At 74.6% G+C, this 22,763-nt stretch carries 21 protein-coding genes and 2 riboswitches; of the genes, 10 read left to right on the top strand and 11 right to left on the bottom strand.

Annotated elements, in window-relative coordinates; genetic code table 11:
- Nucleotides 1-54 precede the first annotated feature (54 nt).
- Nucleotides 55-852 carry a CE1759 family FMN reductase gene (locus HCN56_RS11565; protein WP_167970062.1) on the top strand — a complete coding sequence of 266 codons (798 nt, stop codon included), beginning with the start codon at nt 55-57 and terminating at the stop codon, nt 850-852.
- Nucleotides 853-919: 67 nt separating this feature from the next.
- Nucleotides 920-1,423 carry a TrmH family RNA methyltransferase gene (locus HCN56_RS11570; protein ID WP_167970064.1) on the top strand — a complete coding sequence of 168 codons (504 nt, stop codon included), beginning with the start codon at nt 920-922 and terminating at the stop codon, nt 1,421-1,423.
- 733 nt (nt 1,424-2,156) lie between these two features.
- Here the strand turns inward: HCN56_RS11570 and HCN56_RS11575 are convergent.
- Together HCN56_RS11575 and HCN56_RS11580 are read right to left on the bottom strand one after the other, a co-directional pair.
- The gene (locus HCN56_RS11575) at nt 2,157-3,068 is read right to left on the bottom strand and encodes an RluA family pseudouridine synthase (RefSeq protein WP_167970066.1); all 912 of its coding nucleotides are present in this window, start codon (nt 3,066-3,068) and stop codon (nt 2,157-2,159) included.
- Between the two features lie 172 nt (nt 3,069-3,240).
- A complete protein-coding gene (locus HCN56_RS11580) occupies nt 3,241-3,702 on the bottom strand; it encodes an Lrp/AsnC family transcriptional regulator (protein WP_167970068.1) in 462 nt (153 codons plus the stop codon).
- Nucleotides 3,703-3,765: 63 nt separating this feature from the next.
- Between HCN56_RS11580 and HCN56_RS11585 the strand changes: the two genes are divergently transcribed.
- Entirely contained in the window at nt 3,766-4,512 is a 747-nt protein-coding gene (locus tag HCN56_RS11585; protein ID WP_167970070.1) for an AzlC family ABC transporter permease, read from the top strand.
- The gene (locus HCN56_RS11590; RefSeq protein ID WP_167970072.1) at nt 4,505-4,822 is read left to right on the top strand and encodes a branched-chain amino acid transport AzlD family protein; all 318 of its coding nucleotides are present in this window, start codon (nt 4,505-4,507) and stop codon (nt 4,820-4,822) included. The genes HCN56_RS11585 and HCN56_RS11590 overlap by 8 nt, the downstream gene beginning before the upstream one ends.
- 298 nt (nt 4,823-5,120) lie before the next feature.
- On the opposite strand, the gene HCN56_RS11595 is transcribed toward HCN56_RS11590, so the two are convergent.
- From HCN56_RS11595 to HCN56_RS11610, 4 genes are all read right to left on the bottom strand, one after another.
- Nucleotides 5,121-5,966, bottom strand: a complete 846-nt coding sequence (locus tag HCN56_RS11595) for a hypothetical protein (protein ID WP_167970074.1) — start codon at nt 5,964-5,966, stop codon at nt 5,121-5,123.
- 67 nt (nt 5,967-6,033) lie between these two features.
- Nucleotides 6,034-6,993 (bottom strand): SRPBCC family protein, encoded by a 960-nt coding sequence (locus tag HCN56_RS11600; RefSeq protein WP_167970076.1) that lies wholly within the window; start codon nt 6,991-6,993, stop codon nt 6,034-6,036.
- Complete coding sequence (locus tag HCN56_RS11605) at nt 6,993-8,102, bottom strand: hypothetical protein (RefSeq protein ID WP_167970078.1); 1,110 nt, start codon at nt 8,100-8,102, stop codon at nt 6,993-6,995. The genes HCN56_RS11600 and HCN56_RS11605 overlap by 1 nt, the downstream gene beginning before the upstream one ends.
- Before the next feature lie 283 nt (nt 8,103-8,385).
- Nucleotides 8,386-8,703, bottom strand: a complete 318-nt coding sequence (locus HCN56_RS11610) for a hypothetical protein (RefSeq protein WP_167970081.1) — start codon at nt 8,701-8,703, stop codon at nt 8,386-8,388.
- Between the two features lie 243 nt (nt 8,704-8,946).
- Here HCN56_RS11610 and HCN56_RS11615 point away from each other — a divergent pair, with 243 nt between their 5' ends.
- Nucleotides 8,947-11,385, top strand: coding sequence for a SpoIIE family protein phosphatase (locus HCN56_RS11615; RefSeq protein WP_167970083.1), 2,439 nt, complete (start codon nt 8,947-8,949; stop codon nt 11,383-11,385).
- A 113-nt stretch (nt 11,386-11,498) separates the two neighbouring features.
- Here HCN56_RS11615 and HCN56_RS11620 read toward each other — a convergent pair whose 3' ends face one another.
- The 4 genes from HCN56_RS11620 to gcvT form a co-directional block, all read right to left on the bottom strand.
- A complete protein-coding gene (locus HCN56_RS11620; protein ID WP_167970085.1) occupies nt 11,499-12,881 on the bottom strand; it encodes an L-serine ammonia-lyase in 1,383 nt (460 codons plus the stop codon).
- Nucleotides 12,882-13,048: 167 nt separating this feature from the next.
- Nucleotides 13,049-14,308 (bottom strand): serine hydroxymethyltransferase, encoded by a 1,260-nt coding sequence (gene glyA, locus HCN56_RS11625; protein WP_167970087.1) that lies wholly within the window; start codon nt 14,306-14,308, stop codon nt 13,049-13,051.
- 127 nt (nt 14,309-14,435) lie between these two features.
- Nucleotides 14,436-14,813 carry a glycine cleavage system protein GcvH gene (gene gcvH, locus HCN56_RS11630; RefSeq protein WP_167970088.1) on the bottom strand — a complete coding sequence of 126 codons (378 nt, stop codon included), beginning with the start codon at nt 14,811-14,813 and terminating at the stop codon, nt 14,436-14,438.
- 103 nt (nt 14,814-14,916) lie between these two features.
- Nucleotides 14,917-16,080 (bottom strand): glycine cleavage system aminomethyltransferase GcvT, encoded by a 1,164-nt coding sequence (gene gcvT, locus HCN56_RS11635; protein WP_167970090.1) that lies wholly within the window; start codon nt 16,078-16,080, stop codon nt 14,917-14,919.
- 65 nt (nt 16,081-16,145) lie between these two features.
- Nucleotides 16,146-16,238: riboswitch (glycine riboswitch) on the bottom strand.
- Nucleotides 16,239-16,242: 4 nt separating this feature from the next.
- Nucleotides 16,243-16,333: riboswitch (glycine riboswitch) on the bottom strand.
- 289 nt (nt 16,334-16,622) lie between these two features.
- Here gcvT and HCN56_RS11640 point away from each other — a divergent pair.
- The 5 genes from HCN56_RS11640 to HCN56_RS11660 all read left to right on the top strand — a co-directional run bounded on the left by HCN56_RS11640 (nt 16,623) and on the right by HCN56_RS11660 (nt 21,988).
- Nucleotides 16,623-17,414 (top strand): enhanced serine sensitivity protein SseB C-terminal domain-containing protein, encoded by a 792-nt coding sequence (locus tag HCN56_RS11640; protein WP_167970092.1) that lies wholly within the window; start codon nt 16,623-16,625, stop codon nt 17,412-17,414.
- A gap of 211 nt (nt 17,415-17,625) precedes the next feature.
- A complete protein-coding gene (locus HCN56_RS11645; RefSeq protein WP_167970094.1) occupies nt 17,626-18,351 on the top strand; it encodes an enhanced serine sensitivity protein SseB C-terminal domain-containing protein in 726 nt (241 codons plus the stop codon).
- A gap of 63 nt (nt 18,352-18,414) precedes the next feature.
- Nucleotides 18,415-19,299 carry a thioesterase family protein gene (locus tag HCN56_RS11650; protein ID WP_167970096.1) on the top strand — a complete coding sequence of 295 codons (885 nt, stop codon included), beginning with the start codon at nt 18,415-18,417 and terminating at the stop codon, nt 19,297-19,299.
- Nucleotides 19,300-19,552: 253 nt separating this feature from the next.
- Complete coding sequence (locus HCN56_RS11655) at nt 19,553-20,026, top strand: Dps family protein (protein ID WP_167970098.1); 474 nt, start codon at nt 19,553-19,555, stop codon at nt 20,024-20,026.
- Between the two features lie 606 nt (nt 20,027-20,632).
- On the top strand, nt 20,633-21,988 hold the full coding sequence (locus HCN56_RS11660) for a type III PLP-dependent enzyme domain-containing protein (protein WP_167970100.1): 1,356 nt from the start codon (nt 20,633-20,635) through the stop codon (nt 21,986-21,988).
- 27 nt (nt 21,989-22,015) lie between these two features.
- On the opposite strand, the gene HCN56_RS11665 is transcribed toward HCN56_RS11660, so the two are convergent.
- Nucleotides 22,016-22,763 (bottom strand): N-acetylmuramoyl-L-alanine amidase (locus HCN56_RS11665; protein ID WP_376770865.1); only part of this gene is annotated, 748 nt, incomplete at its 5' end.

Genomic DNA, 22,763 nt, shown 5'->3' on the forward strand with positions numbered 1-22,763 from the left:
GGCAGCGCCCGCCGCCGCCGTGCCCGCCGCCCCTACCGCCCCGGGAGCCGCCTCATGACCGCCCCGCACCGTGCGCCCCGACTGGCCGTGGTCGCCGCCGGCACCGGCGTACCCTCCAGCACCGGGCTGCTCGCCGACCGGCTGGGCACCGCCGTCTCCGCCGCGCTCGCCGAGCGTGACGCGGCGCCCCACGTCGACCGCGTGGAACTGCGCGACCTCGCCACGGCGATCGCCGGTGCCCTCGTCACCCAGGTGCCCGACCGGCGGCTCACGGCCGCGCTCGACACCGTCCGGCACGCCGACGCCCTGATCGTCGTCACCCCCGTCTACAACGCCTCCTACAGCGGGCTCTTCAAGTCGTTCTTCGACCTGCTGCGCCCCGAGGACCTGGCCGGGACGCCGCTGCTCGCCGCCGCGACCGGCGGCACGCCGCGCCACTCGCTGGTGATCGACCACGCCCTCCGCCCGCTCTTCGGCTACCTGCGGGCGGTCACCGTGCCCACCGGGGTCTACGCCGCCACCGCCGACTTCGGCAGCCACCGCGGCGCCGCGGCGGAGGGAGAAGCCCCGCTGGCGGAGCGTATCGCCCGCGCCGCCGGTGAACTGGCCGAACTGACGGCTGGCCGGCTCCCCGCCCCCGACGCCCCGCATGGGGCGGCCGGGGGGCACGGGGCGCACGGGGTGGACCGGCGCAGCGCCCCGCACGGGGCGGACGGCGTCCACGGGCCGGACGGGGCACACGGGCCGGACGGGGAGGACGCGCCGGCGGACCCCGGCCTCTTCGGGCCGGACGGCGACCTGCCCGAGGTCGTGCCCTTCGCCCAGCAGCTCGCCGCCGTGCGGCGCGGCTGAGGGGGTGTGCGATCCTGAGCGCGCGCCGGCGACACGGCGCCCAACAGGCGAACAAGGGGACGACTGCATGACGGCCACGTACGAGCAGCTGCGGCACAAGGAACCGGGCGTCCTCGCCCGGCCCCGCGAACTCGTCGTGGCCGTCGCGCCCCTCAAGAGCCGGGTGAACCTCTCCACCATCCTGCGGGCCGCCGGCTGCTGCGGCGTCACCCGCGTCATCGCCTGCGGCAACGCCAAGGTCGACCCGACCGTGGCCCGGGACAGCCTCGAGCAGATCACGGTCGAGCACCGGCGCACCCTGCCGCCGGTGCTGAAGGCCCTCCGTGAGGACGGCTACCGCGTCGTCGGCCTGGAGCAGACCACCAACTCGGTCAGCCTCCACGAGTACCGCTTCCCCCGCCGGACCGCGCTGGTGGTGGGCAACGAACGGCTCGGGATCACCGAGGAGGAACTGCGGTACGTCGACGACTGCGTCGAGATCCCGGTCTGGGGCGCGCCGCACAGCTACAACGTCGCGACCGCGACCTCCATGGGGCTGTACGAGTACTGCCGCCAGTTCCCCGAAGGCTGACCCGCCGCTGCGGCCGTCCGACCCGGCGCCGCGCAGCCGGCGGTCATCTTGCGCCAGGGTTGTGCCGGCCGAGCACTCGGCGCTGTGCGGCGGTGGGGGACCGGCCGGGCGCCGGGCGCCTGGCGCCCCATGCCCCATGCCCCATGCCCCACGCCCTGCGGTGCCGTCGGCGCCGGCGCGGGGCGCCCCAGGACGGGTGCTGGGTGAATGCGCCCCGAGGCGTGCTGGGCAGCGCGCGCCACACGTAGGCACCGGTAGGTGCGCTCCGAGGCGCGGTCGGCGGCGCGCGCAGAGGACTGAGCGCCGCCGGGCGTTTCAGGCCCCGCTGCAGCTGCCGCACCTGGCCCCCACGGTGTCCGCCCCATACGGCACCGTGCGGCGGAGCCGCATGCGCAGCCCGCGCGCCGCGGCGCCCCGTGCGCCGCAGCTTGGTGCGGTGTCCGCGCCGTGCGGGCTGCGCGGACATGTCGCGACTCGTGCGGTGACCGCCCGCCCCATGCGTCGCCGCAACGCCCCGTGCGCCGCAACGCCCCGTGCCCCGCAGCCTCGGGCGGCACCCGCCCCATGCGGGCTGTGGGGCATGCCGCGCTCGACCGGCGACCGCCCCATGCGGGTCGTGCGGGACGAGTCGCGCCCCGTGCGACACCGCGCCCGCCCCATGCGGGCCCGCGGCGCCTCGTGCGGCAGGCGTGCCACGCGGCGGGTCTCGCGCCGGGGGCTCCGAGGTCGCAGGTCAGCGTCCGGAGCGCGCCCGGCGCTCCATGCGTCCCAGTAGCCGCGCGGCGCGTTCCAGCACCTCGTCCACGGTGCCGGGCAGCCTGTCGCGCACCGGCGCCCAGAACGCGTCGTCGGGCGCTGCCGAGACCGTGACCCGTTCCCCGTCCGCCCACTCCTCGTCGTACGCCAGTTGCCACGAGTGCAGACAGGTACGCGCCCCGTCCGCCGCGGCGGCCCGGTCGAACAGCGGGTCCCCCTCGATGGGATGGCCGATCCACGCCAGGTGCACCCGGATCTGGTGCCGCCGCCCGGTCACCGGCCGGACCACCAGCACGGTGTGCCGCTCGTCCCGCCACACCGTGGCGAAGAGCGTCTTCGACGGATAGGTGCGGACCTTCGCCAGGACATCGCCCTCGGCCACGCTCCACCGGCCGCCTTCACCGCGGATCGACTCGCGCGGTGCCGCCACGCGCACGCGCGACTTGCGGCCCACGCTCAGCGGCAGCTCCACCTCGCCCTCCTCCGGCAGCACCGGGCCGGCCCCGGGCAGGCCGTCGTTGCGCACGACGGCGAGATACGCCTTGCCGACGCTCCGCCGGTTGAACTGCCGCGCGAGATCGGCGTGTACCGGCAGCGACCGGGCGAGGAGCACGACGCCCGAGGTCACCTTGTCGATCCGGTGGGCCGGCATCAGCCACTCGCCGGCGTCCTTCGCCAACTGCATCAGGTCGGTGTCGTGGCGTTCTCCGACCACCGAGACGTCGGCCGGCTTGTCGATGACCAGCACCGCTTCGTCCTCGCGGACGGTCGTGCGGCGGCGGATGGTCGGCCAGTCCGAGTCGGTGGTGGCGGCGCGCGCCCCGCCATCCGCCCCCGGGGCCTCGCCCGTCGCCGTCTCCGCCGGTGCTCCGTTGTGCCGCGTCGCCATCGTCCCGCTCGCCGTCGTGTGCCGTGTCCCCGGTCGCGGGGCCCCGCGGCGGGCGCTCCACTGTACGGGACGGTGCGGAGACGCCCCGCCCCGTGCGCGCCCCGTGCGTGGACCGCCCGGCGACCCCACGGGGCGCGCACGGGGCGGCGACCGCACGGGGTGCGGCGCTCGGTCAGCGGTCCGTGTCGATCTTCTTCATCGTCAGATGGGAGCCGATCCGCAGGACGCCCGGCAGCCCGCTCAGCTTCTCCGTCAGGAAGGTCTCGTACGCAGCGTGGTCGGCCACCGCGACCCGGATGAAGTAGTCGGGGCGGCTGCCGAACATCCGGCGCAGTTCGACGACCTCCTCGCAGGCGGCGAGCGTCTCCTCGAACTGCTCGAACGTCGCCCGGTCGGTGGCGCTGATCTCGACGTCGACCAGCACCTCCAGAGCCCGCCCGACCGCGTGCGGATCGACCACGGCGTGGTACCCGAGGATGACCCCCGCCTCCTCCAGCCGCTTCACCCGCCGTAGGCAGGGCGGGGGAGTGAGCCCCACCCGCCGGGCCAACTCGACATTGGTCAGTCGCCCATCCCGAGACAGCTGAAACAGAATTTCACGATCGATGGCATCAAGGGTTGTTTCATTGCGCACGGTGGCAGCATAGCGGCACGATGAGTCATCACAATGCGTGAAGATTGTTCTAATCTTCTGCTCATGACTCGCGTGCTTCTTCCCGACGCCGGGCGCCCCAGCATCACCCCACCGGCCGAGCGGGAGACGCGACCGGCGGCCGCCGCCCTGCGGGACTCCTTCTCGGTCGGCATCGCCCTGGTGCCCCTCGGCCTGGCCTTCGGCATGGTCCTCACCCAGTCCGGGCTCGACTGGTGGTGGGCGACCGTCTTCACCGCCCTCATCTACGCCGGATCGTTCGAGTTCCTGCTGATCGGCCTGGCCACCGCTGTGACACCGCTGGGAACCATCGCCCTCACGGCGATGCTGGTGAACCTCCGGCACGTCTTCTACGCGCTCTCGTTCCCTCTGCACCGGGTCCGCGGCGTCCGCGCCAAGCTCTACAGCACGTTCGCCATGACCGACGAGGCCTACGCCCTCACCGCGACCGCCGCCTCCCGCACCTGGTCCGGCCCCCGCATCGTCCGGCTCCAGCTGTACCTGCACCTCTACTGGATCGTCGGCGGCACCGTCGGGGCGCTCCTCGGCGCCCTCATCGGGGACTCGGTGGCCGGCCTCGACTTCGCACTCCCCGCGCTCTTCACCGTGATGGCCATCGACGCGGCGCGCGAGCGGCCCGACGACGTCAGCGGTCCGGCGTGCGCCTTCGTCGCGGCGGTGGTCGCGGCCGTCGTCGCACCCGGTCAGATGCTCCCCGTCGCCTTCGCCCTGCTCACCCTCGCGCTCCTCATAGCGTTGGGCGCCTCCCGGCTCCGGAGCCGACGTGCCTGAGACCCCGTACCTCCTCGCAGCCGTCGCCGTCACCGTCGCGGTCACCTGGGCGCTGCGTGCACTCCCCTTCGTCGCTCTCGCCCCGCTGCGCGAGAGCCGCACCCTCCACTACCTCGGCCTGCGGATGCCGACCGGCGTGCTGGTGGTCCTCGTCGTCTACTGCCTGCGGGACGTCCCGTACGCCGCCAACGCCTGGATGGCGCCGGCCGCCGCGTTGGCCGTCACCGCCGGACTCCACCTCTGGCGCCGCAACGTCCTGCTCAGCATCACCGCGGGCACCGCGGTCCACGTGGTGCTGCTGAACCTCTGAGCACCCGCCGGCCCGGCAGGCCGCCACCCGGCGCCACCGCAGGTCAGCATGGCGGTTGCCCGGGCGGGCGTTCTGTGCGGGTGGTGAGCCGGTAGTCGACCCGCGCGTCCGCGTACTCCTCGCCCGCCGCCACCCGGTCCGGGAGGTTCTCCCGCTCGGACTCCGAGGCGGAGACGACCCCCGGGCCGTCGCGGAAGGCGACCTCGGCGTCGGGTTCTTCCTCGAACCGCAGCCGCCGCGTGCGCAGGTGAGCGCTGACGCCGATCTCCGGCGGCTTCGGACGGTCTGCCTGCGGCAGTCACGGAGGGCGGCGCCGCGTGGCCCGGCCGCCGGCCGCCGGCTCGCGGCGCCGACTGCGGCGCTCCTCGGCGGACGGGCTCGGGCGGCGCGGCCGGCCGGTGCCGGTCCGCGCGGTGGCGCGGCGCTCCACCCGCTCGGCTCCTTTCTCCGCCCCCCTGCCGGCGGGGTCGGGAGCGCTGCGCTTCTTCTTGCGCTTCGGGGCCTCCGCCGTGACGCCGTCCTCGTCCGTGCCTTCGCTGCCCCGTCCCCGGGTCCCGTCCGCGGCACCCATGGCGTCGGGGGCTGCGTCCTCGCCAGCAGCCCCGGTCTCGCCGGCGGTGCCCACGGCATCGTCCGTCAGCTCGCCCGTTGCGTCCACGACGGACTCCGCCGCGTCTCCGACCGCGTCGGAGGCGCTCCCACCCACCGATTCGACGGCCCGCGACGCGTGCCCGGCGGTATCGGCGGCGGCGCGGCCGACCTCGGGCACCGCCTTCGCGGCGGCGCTGCCGACGCTCTCCGTCGCCGACTCCGCCGCCCGGGCGACGTGCGCCACGATCTCCGGGTTCTTCGCGAGCGTGGTCAGCGCCGTCTCGATCATCGACGCGACGTTGTCGAGGTGCACCTGCAGCAGCGCCTGGGCCTCGACGCCGCGGATTCCGACGTTCAACCGTCCCAAGGAGACATCCGCACCCACGTTGATCTTCAGCAGGTCCAGCAGTTCGGCGCGCAGCGTGACACTGGCCCGCAGGTCCTCGGCCTCGACCTCGACCTCCTCGACGTTCAGCACCGGTACGTCGAGTGTCACGTCGGGTGCCGGGGACCCGTCGGCGTCGTACTCCTCGGGAAGTCGGTCGTCGCTCATGCAGCAGCCTCCGGGAACGGGGGCGGGATCACGGCCCGATGGGGAGCGCCGGCGGGGCGGGCGGCCGTCACCGCTCGTCCTCTTCCGGCTCTTCCTCGTCGTCCTCCTCGTACTCCTCCTCTTCGTCGCCGTCGCTCTCGTCGGCGGACTCCGGGCCGTCCTCCTCGCTCTCGTCCTCGTCCTCCTCGGACTCGGCGGCCTCCATGGCCTCCTCGTGGGTGCGGACGACCTCGCCGTCACGGATCTCGCCGCGCCAGCCCTCGATCTCCGGGTCCGCGGACAGCGTGACGTAGCGCTGGAAGTTCTTCATGTCCAGGCGCAGCCGACGTCCCTGAGCGCGCCACAGGTTGCCGAGCTTCTCGAAGAACCCGCTGGGCGAGTACTCCACCACCGCGATCACGCGCGTCAGGCTCGGACCCAGTTCGTGGAAGGTGACCGCCCCGTAGGTGGTGCCCTTCGCTCCTTCGGAGCTCCAGATCACCCGGTCGTCGGGCACCTGCTCCTCGATCGTCGACTCGTACTCCCGGCTGGAGAACACCATCTTGAATCCCCAGGTGGACTTCTCGTCCTCCTGCTGGGTGACGTTGGTGACGCCCTTGGCCCAGGTGCCGAAGTCCTCGAACTCGGTCCAGTGGTTGTAGCAGACCGACCGCGGCACACCGACGTCGATGGCCTCGATGATCGCCGTGACCTTGGTCAGGAAGGCGTGGTCGTCGCCCTCCCCGGCAGCCGGCTCGCTGTCCTCGTCCGGCCCCATCCCCGGCACGTGCCGTGTGATGCCTTCCTTGAGGGACCCGGCAGTCGCCGCCGCCGGGTTCTCGCCCTTGAGTACCCGGCCGGCGACGTCAGGCACGACCTTGCTGCCGGTCGCCGACTCGGCGGCACGCAGCCCGGAGTCCTTGATCTTGTCGCCGGTGGCGCGCACCGCGGCCTTCGCCTGGGCGGCGAGCATGCGCATCAGTTCGTCACGAACCTTGCCCATCGCCTCGGGCAGCGGACCGGCTTCCTTCTGCTGTGTGGGGGTCATCAGCTCTCATCTCCCCGCCGTGCCCGCGTGGCCGCGGTGCTGCGGCGTGCGCTGCGCTTGGCGCGGGGCGACCGCGATGGCCGTTCACCGCTGCCGCTCCGTCCCTGCGCCGTGTCGTCGGTGCCTGTCCCGTCGGCGTCCCTGGTGGCGCGACCTCCGGAGGTGGTCTTCCGGGCACCGGTCTTCTTCGTGCCCGACGTCGCACCCGACGTCTTCGCGGCGGTCTTCTTGGTGGTCGTCTTCTTCGCGGTGGTCTTCGTGGCCGCCGGCTTCTTCGCGGCCTTCTTCGCGGGCGCCTTCTTCGTGGCCGCCGGCTTCTTCGTGGCCGTCTTGTTCGCGGCCCCGGTTCGCGAGCGCGTCTTCCCGTCGGAAGGGCCGGGGGCATCGGATTCCTCAGCCGCCGGCCCGCTCTCGCGGGCCCGGCCGGTGGACTTCTTGCCTCCGGTGGTCTTCCGGGCGCCTGCGCGGCCCGAGGCCGTCCGGGACGCCGACGTCGCCGAGTCCTCCGCCGCTTCCTCGTCAGACAGCTCCGGCTCCTCGTCCCACTCCTCGTCCTCGTCGTCGTCGCCGGCTTCGTCGGCTTCGACGTCCTCGTCTGTCTCCCCGTCCTCGTCGTCCGGCGCCTCGCTCACATCCTCGTAGGCGTCCTCGGCGTCGTCCGTCTCCGCGCCGTCGTCGAAGGACTCCGCCTCGTCGTCGGCATCCGTCTCCGCGTCGTCCGTCTCCTCGGCCTCGTCGGACGCCTCCCCGCCACCGTCGTCCCGGCGCTCGTCGGAGGCGCCCTCGCGCTGCGCCTGCTTCGCCGTCAGCGCCTCGGTCCGGGCGGCCAACGCGGACGCGAGGGAGGAGGCCCCCTGCCGGACCCCGGAGTCGAGCGTCGAACGTCCGGAGGCGATGACGCCACTGCCCGCGCTGCTCAGCCGCTCCATCAGCGACGAGTTCTCCAGCTGCTGCACCTTGTCCTTGGCCGCCTCCGCGGGATGGGGGCCCTTGCCCCGGCGGCCCAGCGCGACCCCGGCCAGGGCGAGGGCCACCTTGGCGCGCTTGGTGCGGCCCAGCAGGTAGCCGGCAGCCACCCCCGCCGCCATGGCAGAACTGGAACGTCCCATGGTTTTCGCCTTCTCTCGGTCGAGGCCGAACCCCGCCTCCGGAGCTGCTGCGGCGGGCCGACGCCGCGCCACCGAGTCGCGGAGCCCTTGCCCGTCCGCCGGACCGCGCCCCCTGCCTCCGCGGCATCGGGCCGCGGCGCCCGGGGCAGCGATGAACCTGAGGCGGATCGCTCGCCCCTCCATTGGAACGCCCGGCCGCGGTGGCCGCATGTGCAGAGGGGACAGCAGCACCCTGCGGCGGCCGGGCCACCCGGGCGCGATCGGCCCCCGCGCCCGGGGCGGCTCAGGGAGCGGAGTCGTCGAGCTCCGCCAGCCCGGACTCCCACCGGTCCCGGCGCTCCTGGTCGCTCTGCTCCCACCACGGGGTGCCGCGCTCACCCAGCGCGGTCTTCGCGAGGTGCACCCGGGAACGCGCGCGGCGTTCCGCGTCCTCGTCGCCCGCCCGCAGGGCGGAGCCGACCCCGCGGCGTGCCGCCATGAGGTGGTGCCGCAGCCGTTCCCCGACCTCCTCGGGGAGCGCCGGGTCGGTCGCCCGCCAGCGTCGGCCCTTGATCAGCACGTAGCGGCCGTCGTCCGTCGTGCGGGGAGTCCGGTCGGCCATGCCGCGATCCTGCCCCGTCCCGCCCGGGGCGGCGACCCGACGCACCGCCCCGCCGACCGGCGCCGCCCCGTGCGCCGCCCCGTGCGGCAGGTGTGGGACACGGGGCGGGGCAGCCGCACCGTCGCCACCGAGCCGTCACCCCGCTGACGGGTCCCGGCTTGTCGGCCCGGCAGGATGGGCCGACTCTGGAGCGGGGGCCGCTGCCGCCGCGGTGGCGGGCACGGCGAGACCGCTGGAGGCGGCATGGCGCAGGGCGCGTGCGGACCGGTGGACGACCCCTGGGCCGACGTACCGGACGAGGCCGCGACCGCGCGCGCCATTCTCGACCTCTCGGGAACCGTCGTCCGCTGGAACGACGGCGCGCACCGCCTGCTGGGAGCGACCGCCGACGGCATCGTGGGGCGCCCCGCAGCGGAACTGCTCGCCGACCCGGCGGTCGCCACGCGGGTCGGCCCCGCCCTCCGAGGGCGCCTCCGCTGGCACGGCACGCTCGACCTGCGGCACCGGGACGGGCGCACCGTGCCCGTCCGGCTCGTCGCCCACCGGCTCACCGACGACACCTGGGGCCCTCCCGGCTGGCTCGTGGTCAGCGCGCTGGCCGGCACCGAGGCGACCCAGGCCGACATCGACCTCCCCCGCGACGCCTTCCGACACGCACCGAACGCGCTCGCGCTGTACGACACCGACGTCCGGCTGCGGCGCGCCAACCTCGCGATGGAACGGGTCCTGGGCCTGCGCGAGGACGACATACGGGGCCTGCGCCTCTCCGAGATCGGCGGGAAACCCCAGAGCATGGAGCTGGAACGCCAGGTCCGGGAGGTCGCGCTCGGCGGCGCGCCCCGCGACGTCCGCACCCGGCTGCGCACCGGGGGCGAGGCGCGTGAGCACGCCTGGATGGGGCGGCTCGCCCCGGTGCGCGACGGCGCGGACCGGCTGGTGGCGGTGGCGCTCTCCGCGGTCGACCTCAGCCGGGAGGACGACGCCCGCAGCCGCCTCCAACTCATCAACGACGCCGGTACCCGCATCGGCACCACCCTGGAGGTCGGCCGGACCGCCCAGGAGTTCGCGGACGTCTGCGTCCCCCGGCTGGCGGACTTCGTCAGCGTCGACCTGCTCCAGGAGCCCCGCGACCCCGGCGCCGACACCGACTGGCCCTCGGAGGGCTACGTGCGGCTGCGCCGCGTCGCCCACACCTCGGTGACCGCCGGCACCCCCGAGGCCATGGTTCCCGTCGGCGCCGTCTGGGACCACCCGATGGCCGCCGGGACCGTGCACGCCCTGCTCTCCGGCGAACCCGTCGCGGTGCACCGCGGCGAGCCGGACTTCCTCGCCTGGGTGGCGCAGGACCCGGTACGGAGCCGGCGCGCGGCCGAACTCGGGGTCCACGCGGTCCTCGCGGTCCCCCTGACCTCCCGCCGCAAGACCCTCGGCGTCGCCCTGCTCCTGCGTTATCGGCGCCCCGAACGGTTCGCCCCCGACGACGTGCTGCTGGCCCGGGAGATCGCCTCACGCGCCGCCGTCTCCCTCGACAACGCGCAACGGTTCACGAAGGAGCGCGACACCGCGCTCGCCCTGCAGCGCAGCCTGCTGCCGCGCACCCTCCCGCAGCGCTCCGCCGTCGACGTCGCCCACCGCTACCTGGCCGCCTCCGGCCACAGCGGGGTCGGCGGCGACTGGTTCGACGTGATCGCGCTCTCCGGGGCGCGGGTCGCCCTGGTCGTCGGCGACGTGGTGGGCCACGGCGTCCAGGCATCCGCGACCATGGGGCGGCTCCGCACCGCCGTGCGGACGCTGTCCGACGTCGACCTGCCACCCGACGAACTGATCGCCCACCTGGACGACCTGGTGGTGCGCCTCGCCGACGAGACCGGCGGTGGGGAGAGCGCCGGCGACATCGGCGCCACCTGCCTGTACGCCGTCTACGACCCGGTCTCCGGGATGTGCAGCATGGCGCGCGCCGGCCACCCGCCGCCGGTGCTCGCCTCGCCGGACGGCACCGCCGTCGAGACGCTCGAGGTGCCCCCCGGTCCGCCGCTGGGCCTGGGCGGCCTCCCTTTCGAAGCCGCCGAGTTCCGACTTCCCCCCGGGTCGGTGCTCGCGCTCTTCACCGACGGGCTGGTGGAGCGGCGGGACCGCGACGTCGACGCCGGCTACCGGGCGCTGCACGCCGCTCTCGCCCGCCCGGCGGCTACGCTCGACGAGCGGTGCGCCGGCGTGCTCGACGCGCTCCTCCCCGACGAGGCGCCCACCGACGACGTCGCGCTCCTCATGGCCACCACGCGGGTGCTCGACGCGGCGCACGTCATCACCTGGGACGTGCCGCACGAACCCGCCGCCTGCGCCACCGCCCGCCGGGAGGTCTCCGAACAGCTCGACCGCTGGGGACTCTCGGAGGCGGCGTTCACCACCGAACTGGTGGTGACCGAACTGCTGACCAACGCGATCCGCCACGCCACCGGCCCTGTCCGGCTCCGACTCATCCTCGACGACACCCTGATCTGCGAGGTGTCGGATACCAGCGCCACCTCGCCGCACATGCGCCGGGCCGGAACCTTCGACGAGGGCGGCCGCGGTCTGATGCTCGTCGCCCAGCTCGCGCAGCGCTGGGGCACCCGCCACGGCCCGACCGGCAAGACCATCTGGGCCGAGCAGCAGCGACCCGACCGCGCCGGCGAGAGCTGAGCGCTGCGCACGGGGCGGGAACGGGCCGCTGCACGGCGCAAGGCGGGCAGGGCGGGCAGGGCGCGCACGGGGCGGGGCGGCGCCCGGAGCGCGCCGCCCCGTGCGCGACCCGGTCAGCACTCGATGACGTTGACCGCGAGCCCGCCCCGCGCCGTCTCCTTGTACTTGACCTTCATGTCCGCCCCGGTCTCCTTCATCGTCTTGATCGCCTTGTCCAGCGAGACGTGGTGGCGCCCGTCGCCGCGCAGCGACATGCGGGCCGCCGTGACGGCCTTGACCGCGGCCATGCCGTTCCGCTCGATGCAGGGGATCTGCACCAGGCCGCCCACGGGGTCGCAGGTCAGCCCCAGGTTGTGCTCGATGCCGATCTCTGCGGCGTTCTCCATCTGCTCGGCCGTCGCGCCCAGCACCTCCGCCAGGCCGCCCGCCGCCATCGAACAGGCCGACCCGACCTCGCCCTGACAGCCGACCTCCGCGCCCGAGATCGAGGCGTTCTCCTTGAACAGCATCCCGATGGCGCTCGCCGCCAGCAGGAACCGCACCACGCCGTCGTCGTCCGCGCCGGGCACGAACCGGGTGTAGTAGTGCAGCACCGCCGGGATGATCCCGGCCGCCCCGTTGGTGGGGGCGGTCACCACGCGGCCGCCGGCCGCGTTCTCCTCGTTGACCGCCATCGCGTAGAGCGTCACCCACTCCATGGTGTGCTCCGCGCGCTGGCCCTCGGCCCGCAGCTGCCGCGCGGTCTGCGCCGCGCGCCGCCGCACCTTCAAGCCGCCGGGGAGGATGCCCTCCCGCGTGAGGCCGCGTGCCACACACGCCTCCATCACGCCCCAGATCTCCAACAGCCCGGCCCGAACGTCCGCCTCGCTGCGCCAGGCCAGCTCGTTCTCCAGCATCAGCGCCGACACCGACAGACCCGTCTCCCGGGTCAGGCGCAGCAGTTCGTCGCCGGTGCGGAACGGATGGCGGAGCACGGTGTCGTCGAGCTTGATGCGGTCCTCGCCGACCGCGTCCTCGTCGACGACGAAACCGCCCCCCACCGAGTAGTAGGTCTTCTCCAGCAGCGGCCGGCGCTCCGTGTCGTAGGCGCAGAGCGTCATGCCGTTGGCGTGGTAGGGCAGCGAACGCCGACGGTGCAGCACCAGGTCCGACTCCGGGTCGAAGTCGACGGTGTGGCTGTCGCCTATGGCCGTCCCCAGCAGCCGCAGCCTCCGCTGCTCCCGAATCCGGTCGACCTCGGCGTCGGCGGTGTCCACGTCCACGGTGTCGGGGGCGTGCCCCTCCAGGCCCAGCAGCACCGCTTTCGGGGTGCCGTGGCCGTGGCCGGTCGCTCCGAGCGAGCCGAACAGCTCCGCCCGCACCGACGCGGTCGAGGCGAGCACGCCCTCCTTCTTCAACCGGTTGGCGAACATGCGCGCCGCGCGCATGGGGCCGACGGTGTGCGAGCTGGAGGGGCCGATGCCGATGGAGAAGAGATCGAAAGCGGAGAGGGCCACGGTTGCGGACTTCCTTGTCTGCTCGTGATGTCCCGCCCGGGTGGAGCGGTCGTCGCACGGGGCGGGCATGGGGGCGGGTCGCGCCCGGTGCCCGCACCACGGGGCGGCCCCGGGGGCCGCCCCGTGCGGCCGCCGCGCCGTTGCGCGGCGGCCGTGGGGTCACAGGCTCACAGGCCCGGGTACAGCGGGTACTTCTCCGCGAGCGCCGTGACACGCGCGGCGAGCGCCGCGGTGTCGGGCGACGGCTTCAGCGCCTCGGCGATGATGTCGGCGACCTCGCGGAAGTCGTCCGCCTGGAAGCCGCGCGTGGCGAGGGCCGGCGTGCCGATGCGCAGGCCGGAGGTCACCATCGGCGGGCGCGGGTCGTTGGGGACCGCGTTCCGGTTGACGGTGATGCCGACCTCGTGCAGCCGGTCCTCGGCCTGCTGGCCGTCCAGGTCGCTGTCGCGCAGGTCCACCAGGACCAGGTGGACGTCGGTGCCGCCGGAGAGCACCGAGACGCCGTGCTCGGTGACGTCGCTGCGCAGCAGGCGCTCGGCCAGCACCCGCGCCCCGTCGAGGGTGCGCTGCTGGCGGTCACGGAACTCGTCGCTCGCGGCGATCTTGAAAGAGACGGCCTTGGCGGCGATGACGTGCTCCAGCGGCCCGCCCTGCTGACCGGGGAAGACCGCCGAGTTGATCTTCTTGGCCAGCTCCTGCTTGGAGAGGATGACCCCGCCGCGCGGCCCGCCGAGGGTCTTGTGCGTCGTGGTGGTGACCACGTCGGCGTGGGGCACCGGGTTCGGGTGCAGCCCGGCCGCGACCAGACCGGCGAAGTGCGCCATGTCCACCATCAGCAGCGCGCCGACCTCGTCGGCGATCTGCCGGAACGCCGCGAAGTCCAACTGCCGCGGGTAGGCCGACCAGCCCGCGATGACCAGCTGCGGGCGGTGCTCGCGCGCGAGGCGGGCGACCTCCTCCATGTCGACCAGGCCGGTCTTCTCGTCCACGTGATACGGGACCACGTTGTAGAGCTTGCCGGAGAAGTTGATCTTCATGCCGTGGGTCAGGTGACCGCCGTGCGCCAGGTCCAGGCCCAGGATGGTGTCGCCCGGCTTGATCAGCGCGAACATCGCGGCCGCGTTGGCGGACGCGCCCGAGTGGGGCTGCACGTTCGCCGCCTCGGCGCCGAACAGCTCCTTCACGCGGTCCCGGGCGATGGTCTCGATGACGTCGACGTGCTCGCAGCCGCCGTAGTAGCGGCGGCCCGGGTAGCCCTCCGCGTACTTGTTCGTCAGCACGGAACCCTGCGCCTCCAGCGCCGCCACCGGCGCGAAGTTCTCGGAGGCGATCATCTCCAGCGTGGACTGCTGGCGGCGCAGCTCGGCGTCGACCGCTGCGGCGACGTCCGGGTCCACCTCGTGGAGCGAACTGTTGAGAAGAGACATGGGGCCTTCCTGGCCTTCCTGAGCCGAGGGCTGCGACCGGCCGTCCGCGGGGCGCGGGCGGCACGGCCGGAGGGGGCGGAGTGGTGCGGGAACGCGGCGGGTCGGACCGACCGACCGGTGCGAGGGGTCAGCCCGCGGTGAACGCGCTGTACTCGTCGGCCGACAGCAGGTCCGCCGGCTCCGAGTCCAGCCGCACCTTGAACAGCCAGCCGCCCTCGAACGGGGCGGAGTTCACCAGCGCGGGGTCGTCCACGACGTCCTGGTTGACCTCGGTGATCTCGCCCGTCACCGGGGAGTAGAGGTCGCTGACGGACTTGGTCGACTCCAGCTCGCCGCAGGTCTCACCGGCGGTCACCGCGGCACCGACGGCGGGCAGCTCGACGTACACCACGTCGCCCAGCGCGTCAGCGGCGTGCGCGGTGATACCGACCGTCGCGACGCCGTCGGTGGCCGGCGACAGCCACTCGTGCTCCTTGCTGTAGCGCAGCTGCTGGGGGTTGCTCATGGCGTGGATTCTCCCGGGTTGAGGTGGTGCGGGGTCGTGCGGTCTTGGCAGGTGGACGCGGCCCGCCCCCGCGGACGGGTCGGGCCGGCCCGGAGCGGACGGATCAGCGCGCCCGCTTGTAGAACGGTAGGGCAACGACCTGGTAGCTCTCCCGGGCGCCGCGGATGTCGACCCCCACGCCGGACTCCTCGGCGGTGGACGGGGCCGCGAACGCCCCGTCCACGAACGCCATCGCGATCGGTCGGCCCAGGGTGGGGGAGGGGGCCCCGGAGGTGACGGTGCCGATCGTGGCGCCGTCGGCGGAGACGACGCGGTACCCGGCGCGCGGCACCCGCCGGCCCTCGGCGACCAGGCCGACCAGCACCCGCGGCGCGGACTCCGCCGCGCGGTCGGCGGCGGCCTCCAGCGCGGTACGGCCCACGAAGTCGCCCGGCTTCTCGAACTTCACGACCCGGCCCAGCCCGGCGTCGAACGGAGTGGTTTCCCGCGTCAACTCGTGGCCGTACAGCGGCATACCGGCTTCCAGCCGCAGCGTGTCGCGGCAGGAGAGCCCGCACGGCACCAGGCCGTCGGCGGCACCGGCCGCCGTCAGCGCCGTCCACAGCGCCGCGGCGTCGGCGGGCGCCACGAACAGCTCGAACCCGTCCTCGCCGGTGTACCCGGTCCGGGCGATCAGCGCCTCCACGCCGGCGACGGTCCCCGGCAGCCCGGCGTAGTACTTCAGGCCGGCCAGGTCCGCGTCGGTGACGCGCGCGAGGATGCCCGCCGCCGCCGGTCCCTGCACCGCCAGCAGCGCGTAGGCGTCGCGGTCGTCCCGGACCTCCGCGTCGAACCCGGCCTGCCGCTCCCGCAGCGCGTCCAGCACCACCTGGGCGTTGGCGGCGTTGGCGACCACGAGGTACTTGTGCTCGGCGAGGCGGTAGACGATCAGGTCGTCCATGATTCCGCCGTCGGCGTCGCAGATCATGGTGTAGCGCGCCCGTCCGGGCTTCACCGCAGACAGGTGTCCGACCAGCGCGAAGTCGAGCAGCTCGCCCGCCCCCGGCCCGGTGACGGCGATCTCACCCATGTGCGAGAGGTCGAACAGCCCCGCGGCCTCGCGCACCGCGCGGTGCTCCTCGCGCTCACTGCCGTACCGCAGCGGCATGTCCCAGCCCGCGAAGTCGGTCATGGCGGCGCCGAGCGCGCGGTGGGTGGCGTCGAGCGCAGTCGTGCGCGGGGCGGAGGGCGTGCCGGAGGTGTCCGGAGCGGACGGGGGGACGGTCATCTGCTGGCTCCCGGGGTGTGGACGGTGACGGTGCGCGGGACGCACCCGTGCGGCGCGCCCTCCCCATCTGTCATCGGCACCTGAGAGGTTCGCCGGCCCCGTGCCGGGGGCGGCTTGCACCGTCGGTGGGGCCGTGCGGCACGGCCCGCTTTTCAGATCTGCCTTCCACGCGCGGTAGGTGGGCCTGAGAGATTCAAGGGAGGACTTGCTCCTTCGGCGCCCCGTGTGTCGGGGACTCTCCCGCGCGCGGTCGAACGGCCAGTGTGTGATTGTCGGCCCATCATCGCACGCGGGGCTCGTTCGGCCCCGCTGACCCGCCGCGCTCCGACCACCGCGGAGCGGGCCGGTCGGCAGAGTTCGGAACGGCCCGTCGCGGAGGCGCACGGGGCGGCCGTGACGCGAGGCGCCCCGCTGACCCGTCGCCTGCCCCGCCGCCCCGTGCCCGGCTGTCGCGCCAGGGCCCGCCACCGGCTGCCTCACCGTTCGCCTCCGCTGCTGGGCCGGGCACGGGCGCCCCGCGCACTGCATTAGGGTCAGCGTTCATGAGCGGAAGTGGGCCCGCACCGGGCGGAACGTGGCCGGCCAACGAGCTGGAGGAAACGCTGCAGGCGGCCGTCGGCAACCCCGAGGCCGGACCGCGGCTGATCGAGGTACTGGCGCGCAGCTCGCTGTGGGTCCCGCTGCCGGAGGGCGGCGGCCCGCAGAGCCCCAACCTCGACCTTCCCACCCTGGAGATCGAGGGCGGTGTCTACGTGCCCGTCTTCAGCTCGGTCGCGGAGTTCCACACCGCGGCGGGTTCCCACCTCTCGTTCGCCGTCGCCCCGGGCCAGGAGTTCGTGCGCGGCCTGCCGCCCCAGGTGGGCATCGTCGTCAACCCGGGAGGCACGATCGGCGCCCCGGTGCCCGCGCCCGCGGTCGCCGAGATCTGCCGGGTGGAGTTGGACGGTCTCACCACCGGGCGGCCGCGCGGCGCCCGGATGCGGCTCTTCGAGCCCGACTGGCAGCAGGAGCCGGTGGGCTTCCTCGGCTCGGTCGCCGGTGAACTGGCCGTCCTCGGCTACGTCCGCAGCGCGCGCCGCGGGCTGACCAGCGCCGAGGGCGGCGCCCCGTCGCTCTGCGTCGGGGTCGAGGTGGACGCCATCGAGCACCGCACCCACGGTGAGCTCCAGCAGGCGTTGGGGCGCGCCCTGGCGTTGCACCCGGTGGCCTGGCCCGTCCAGCTCGTCCTGATGGACGCCGCCGAGGACCCGCTGATCGACTGGCTACGGACCTGCATCACCCCGTTCCACCGCCGCGAGGACCAGTTCGCGGCCGACGGCGGTCACGGGCTGTAGCTCTCGGCGCCGGGCGCGCCCGGCGGGCGGTGTGCCCGGGGCCCGCGCGCCGCCGCGGCTGTCCGCCGCCACGCCCCGTGTCACCACCTCGCGCCGCCTGACGCGGCGGCGCGGCGGGGTGTCGCCGACCGCGGGCGCACTGCTTGGATGTTCCCGGCGAGCGCACCCGCGCGCGCCGACCGCGAACGGACGACGAGGGAGGCGTGCCCCCATGAGCGCGGGCCCCACCGTGGCCGAGCTGCGGACCCGGGTGACCGGGCCCGACCGTCTCGCGGCGTACGAGGACCTGCTCGCGGCCCTGGGCCGTCAGGACGTCGTCATGCCGGTGTGGGAGGGCGCGCCGGAGGACGACGACGCGCGCTTCGGGCTCCTGGAGGTCGACGGCCACGCCTACGCGCCGGGCTTCACCTCCCGGGAGCGACTGGTCGCTGCCGGCTGGGAACGCGGCCATGTCGTCCTGCCCTCCCGCTCGGTCGCCGCCGCGCTCTACCGTGAGCGGTGCGGACTCTGGCTCGACGCCCACGAGGCCGACGGCGGCCTGGGCGTCCCCTGGCTCGACCTGCGGCGGGTCGCGGAAGGGCTCGACCGGCTCGCGGCCGGCCCGCTCCACCTGGCGGAGCCACCCGCCGCGCTCACCGGCTTCTGCCGGCAGCTGGCAGCCGAGGCGGTGCACGTCCCCGGCGTGCGCCGACTGTGGCGCGCCTGGGTCCGGCCGGCCATGGGTGAGCCGCACCTGGCCGTCGGCGTCGAACTGGACGCGTCCGGCACAGCCGCGGCGTCACTGTCCCCGATGGTGCGGCGCGCGCTCCCGCTCCTCCCCGCGGGCGTCACCGCTGCCGGCGTGGACATGACGGACCCGTACGACCCGGTGGCGCTCTGGCTCCGTTCGGCTTCGGTGCCGTTCTACGACCGGGACGCCTCACCCGGCGCCCCCTGACCCGGTGACCTTCACCCCGGATCGCCTTACCCGCCGGTAGCTTCTCGCGGTAGCGTCACCCGTATGGTTCACAGCACACCCCGGGCCGCCACCGGTGACCCCGCACACGCCGACCCCGCCGCCCACGAGTTCGACCGCGACACCGCGCTCGTCCCCCGGGGCGATGCCACCTTCGACGCGGTGATCTCCGGCGGGTGGTCCGTCCTGGGCGCGGTCAACGGCGGCTACCTCAAAGCGCTCCTGGGGCGCGCGCTCAGCCGGACACTGCCCCACCCGCACCCCTGCACCGCCACCGCCCACTACCTCTCCGCCCCCACTCCCGGCCCCGCGGTCCTGCGCGCCACCGTGCTGCGCACGGGGCGGACGCTCTCCACCGGGACCGTCTCCCTCCACCAGACCGGCAGCGACGGCGCCGAGGTCGAACGCGTCCGCATGACCGCCACCCATGGCGACCTCGCGGCGCTGACCGACCACGTCGGCACCTCCGCGACGCCTCCGGCCGTCGCCCCCTACGACCGGTGCCTCGCCCTGGACGCGGCCGGCGCCCCGGGGGCGCTCACCGACACGCCGATCGTGGAGCGCCTCGCGTCGCGGCTCGACCCCGACTCGGTCGGCTGGGCGCTCGGCAACCCCTCGGGGCGCGGCCGGATGGCCGGCTGGTTCGCCTTCGCGGACGGCAGGGAGCCCGACCCGCTGTCCCTGCTGCTGGTGGGCGATGCCATGCCACCCGCCGCGTTCGACCTCGGGGTGGTCGGCTGGACCCCCACCGTGGAGTTGACCACCCACGTCCGGGCGCTCCCGCAGCCGGGGCCGCTGTGCGTCGTGACGGCCACCCGCAACCCCGCGGGCGGCTTCCTGGAGGAGGACGCCGAGATCTGGGACTCCGCAGGCCGGCTGGTCGCCCAGTCGCGGCAACTGGCGCGGATGCCGCGTACCGCCGCCGGCTGACGGGCCCGGCCGGGGCGCGCCCGTGCCCCGCAGCCGCCCGGCCGGGCGGCGTCCTCCTGGCCCCGTGTCCTCTCCCGCCGCCGTGTCCTCCCGGCGCCAGGTCCGGCCGGGGGGCGTCCGGCGCCAACCGGCACGGCCCCCACGGCTCTTACCGCTTCCCGACCCCCGGTTCGCCGCTCTCCGGCAGGGCACGCCGCTACCCCCGGGAGTATCGTGACGGAAAAGCCCCGATCAGGCAGGAAGTGGACGATTTATGTACACGGTGAAGAGCACACTGCCGGACGAAACCCTCAAGGTCGTGGGGGAGGCGCTGCAGGGCGCCCTCGTCGACCTGGTGGACCTCTCCCTCGTGGCCAAGCAGACGCACTGGAACGTCGTGGGCCCGCGCTTCCGCTCCATCCACCTGCAGCTGGACGAAGTGGTGGACAGCGCGCGCAGCTACTCGGACATCGTCGCCGAGCGCGCCTCCGCCCTCGGCATCTCCCCGGACGGACGCGTCGGCACCGTCGCGGGCAGCACCGGGATCGCCACCACCGCCGAGGGCTGGCAGCGTGACACCGACGCCGTCGCCACCCTGGTCGCAGCCCTCTCCGCCGTCGTCGCCCGGATGCGCGAACGCATGACCGCCACGGGCGAGGTGGACAGCGTCACCGAGGACATCTTCATCCAGGTGACCGGCGACCTCGAGAAGCACCACTGGATGTTCCAGGCCGAGAACGTCGGCTGAACCGGAGAGACCCGAACCGGCCCGGCACGGACGCCCCGCGTACCGACCGGGCCGACCGCTGCCCGCGGTGGCACGGGGCGCCGCGTTCCCGCACGGTCCCCTGTGGCGCTGCCGCGGTCCGCCGCACGAACGGGCCCCGTGTCGGTCTCGGCGGCTAGCGTGCCGGCCTGAACGAGCACCGCTGCGCAGCAGCTGCCGGGCCACTGCCGCAGCGCGACGGCCACGTCGCGGGCATCGAGTCGCTCCGACTCGACGGCGTCAGGCACTACTTCGGGTTCGACTACAGCAGTGACACCGTCGTCTCCCCACTGATCGACGATCCGCAGCTGATGGCGCGCTACGCGGCGGGCACCGATCGCCCCGAGGACTCCGGGAACTTCGAGGGCTCCGCGTACGGCGGCGACGCCGGGCGCCCCGACGGCTCCGGTGCCGCCGCGAGCTGAGGCGAATGCCCCCGGCGGGCCCACCGCCCGGCGGCGCGGCGCCCTCCGGCCCGGTCGGTCACCTGCCCCGGTCGGCCGCCTGCCCTCGGGGAGCGCGGCCGCGCGCAGCTCGACACCGCGCTCCGTCTCCCGCGTCCCGCCCTCGACGTGCTTGGCTCGGAGCATGGCAGACCCGAACGAGACCGCAGCAGCCGACGGAGCCGCCGCCCGGCTCCATGCCCGCCGAGACCTGGCCGTCGCCGCCGCCGTGCGGCGCGGCCTCCTCGACGACACCGCCCCGCTGATCGCCCTGCTCGACCTGCGCACGGTGCGCGAGACCGTCGCAGCCCTTCACGACGCCTTCGCCGCCACGGGCGACCCCGCACGCCCCGCGCTGCACACCTTCGCCGTCAAGGCCGGCTCTCTCGTCCCCGTGCTGCGGCTGCTCCGCGATCTCGGCATGGGGGCCGAGGTGGCCAGTCCCGGCGAACTGGCGCTGGCCCGCGCGGCGGGGGTCCCCGCGGAGCGAATCGTCCTGGACTCACCCGCGAAGACCACCACGGAGCTCCGGGAGGCATGGGCGCTGGGCGTCGCGATCAACGCCGACAACCCGCAGGAGCTCGTCCGCCTCGACACCCTCGCCGCCGACCGGCCGCCCCGGGCCCCCGTCGGCCTGCGCATCAACCCGCAGCTCGGCGCGGGCAGCATCGACGCCATGAGCACCGCCACCGCCACGTCCAAGTTCGGCTTCGCGCTCCGGGACCCCGGCGCACGCGACCGGGTCCTGCGCGCCTACGCCGACCGGCCGTGGCTGACCGCGCTCCACTGCCACGTCGGCTCCCAGGGCATGCCGCTGGACCGGATGGCCGCCGGCGTCGCCGTCATCGTGGAACTGGCGGAGGAGATCAACGCCGCCGCCGTCGCCGCCGGCCGTCGGACCCAGGTCGACACGCTCGACATCGGAGGCGGTCTCGCCGTCAACTTCGACTCCGACGAGGTCGCCCCGTCCTACCGCGAGTTCGCCCAGCTGCTGCGGGACCGGGCACCCGCGGCGTTCGGCGGCCGCTACCGGATCGTCACCGAGTTCGGCCGCTCCGTCCTCGCCGAGGCGGGAGCGATCCTGGCGCGCGTCGAGTACACCAAGGACGCCGGCGGGCGGCGCATCGCGGTGACCCACGCAGGCGCCCAGGTCGCCACCCGCACCGTCTTCGCCCCCGAGGCGTGGCCGCTGCGCGTCGCGGCCTACGACGCGGAGGGCCGCCCCGCCACCACGACGCCCCTGCGCCAGGACGTCGCAGGGCCCTGCTGCTTCGCCGGCGACCTCGTCGCACGCGACCGCGAGGTACCGGAGCTGCGGCCCGGCGACCACGTCGCCCTGCTCGACACCGGCGCCTACTACGCCTCGACCCCGTTCGGGTACAACAGCCTGCCGCGGCCCGCCGTCCTCGGCTTCACCGCGGACCCGGGGGGCGAACCGCGGTTCACCACCCTGCGGAGCGCCCAGACGATCGAGGAACTGGTCGCCGAGTCCGGCGGGTGACGGCCGCGGCACGGGCGCCGGGCGAGCTCAGCCCAGCGCGTCCCGTTCGGCGCGGACCAGCTCGATGTACCGGTCCCACTCCCAGGCCGAGCCCGGACAGATCCGGACCACGTCCGGCACCTCCCGGTGCCCCACGATGTGGTCGCGGTCCACCGGGATGCCGTGCCGCGCGCAGATGCCCGCGACGAGCGCGGCCGACGAGCGGTACATCGCCTCGGTCAGGTACTCGGGTTGGTCCGCCCACCCCTCGTGCTCGATCCCGACGGAGCGTTCGTTGAACGCGCGGTTGCCCGCGTGGTACGCCACGTCCAGCTCCCGGACCATCTGGGCGACGTGCCCGTCCCGCGACCGCACGACGTAATGGGTGGCGGCGCGGTGCGACGGGTCCTGGAAGACCTTCAGCGTCACGTCGTACGTCGCCTCCGGCATGTGCACCACGACGCGGTCGACCCCGAAGTCGCGCGGTCGGTTGGCCCGCCGCAGGTTGGCGCCGGACGCCGGTATCCACTCCGCGCCCGCGTGGTCGACCTCGCCCTCCACCCGGGGGGCCGTGGCGCCGGAGTACCGCCACCACCAGCGCTCCAGGTCCTCGCGCCGGTTGTAGCCCAGAGCCCCGGCCCCGCCCAGCACCACCGCGCCGGTGAGCACCGCGCGACGGCTCACCCCGCCGCCCCGCCGCTGCTCCCGCTCCGACTCCCGCCGCTGCCGCCGATAGCCCGGCGCGCCCCCGCTTCCCGGCGCACCACCGTCCGCCGAGCCGCGCGCTGCTGAGCCG

Source organism: Streptomyces lonarensis (assembly GCF_012033735.1).
GTDB lineage: Bacteria > Actinomycetota > Actinomycetes > Streptomycetales > Streptomycetaceae > Streptomyces > Streptomyces lonarensis.

Coding starts and splice junctions, on each gene's coding strand:
- HCN56_RS11615 (WP_167970083.1), top strand. CDS start 8,947: ATGGCGCAGGGCGCGTGCGGACCGGTGGACGACCCCTGGGCCGACGTA.
- HCN56_RS11660 (WP_167970100.1), top strand. CDS start 20,633: ATGGCAGACCCGAACGAGACCGCAGCAGCCGACGGAGCCGCCGCCCGG.
- gcvH (WP_167970088.1), bottom strand. CDS start 14,813: ATGAGCAACCCCCAGCAGCTGCGCTACAGCAAGGAGCACGAGTGGCTG.
- HCN56_RS11570 (WP_167970064.1), top strand. CDS start 920: ATGACGGCCACGTACGAGCAGCTGCGGCACAAGGAACCGGGCGTCCTC.
- HCN56_RS11565 (WP_167970062.1), top strand. CDS start 55: ATGACCGCCCCGCACCGTGCGCCCCGACTGGCCGTGGTCGCCGCCGGC.
- HCN56_RS11595 (WP_167970074.1), bottom strand. CDS start 5,966: ATGAGCGACGACCGACTTCCCGAGGAGTACGACGCCGACGGGTCCCCG.
- HCN56_RS11610 (WP_167970081.1), bottom strand. CDS start 8,703: ATGGCCGACCGGACTCCCCGCACGACGGACGACGGCCGCTACGTGCTG.
- HCN56_RS11605 (WP_167970078.1), bottom strand. CDS start 8,102: ATGGGACGTTCCAGTTCTGCCATGGCGGCGGGGGTGGCTGCCGGCTAC.
- HCN56_RS11650 (WP_167970096.1), top strand. CDS start 18,415: ATGGTTCACAGCACACCCCGGGCCGCCACCGGTGACCCCGCACACGCC.
- HCN56_RS11655 (WP_167970098.1), top strand. CDS start 19,553: ATGTACACGGTGAAGAGCACACTGCCGGACGAAACCCTCAAGGTCGTG.
- HCN56_RS11640 (WP_167970092.1), top strand. CDS start 16,623: ATGAGCGGAAGTGGGCCCGCACCGGGCGGAACGTGGCCGGCCAACGAG.
- HCN56_RS11575 (WP_167970066.1), bottom strand. CDS start 3,068: ATGGCGACGCGGCACAACGGAGCACCGGCGGAGACGGCGACGGGCGAG.
- glyA (WP_167970087.1), bottom strand. CDS start 14,308: ATGTCTCTTCTCAACAGTTCGCTCCACGAGGTGGACCCGGACGTCGCC.
- HCN56_RS11645 (WP_167970094.1), top strand. CDS start 17,626: ATGAGCGCGGGCCCCACCGTGGCCGAGCTGCGGACCCGGGTGACCGGG.
- gcvT (WP_167970090.1), bottom strand. CDS start 16,080: ATGACCGTCCCCCCGTCCGCTCCGGACACCTCCGGCACGCCCTCCGCC.
- HCN56_RS11600 (WP_167970076.1), bottom strand. CDS start 6,993: ATGACCCCCACACAGCAGAAGGAAGCCGGTCCGCTGCCCGAGGCGATG.
- HCN56_RS11585 (WP_167970070.1), top strand. CDS start 3,766: ATGACTCGCGTGCTTCTTCCCGACGCCGGGCGCCCCAGCATCACCCCA.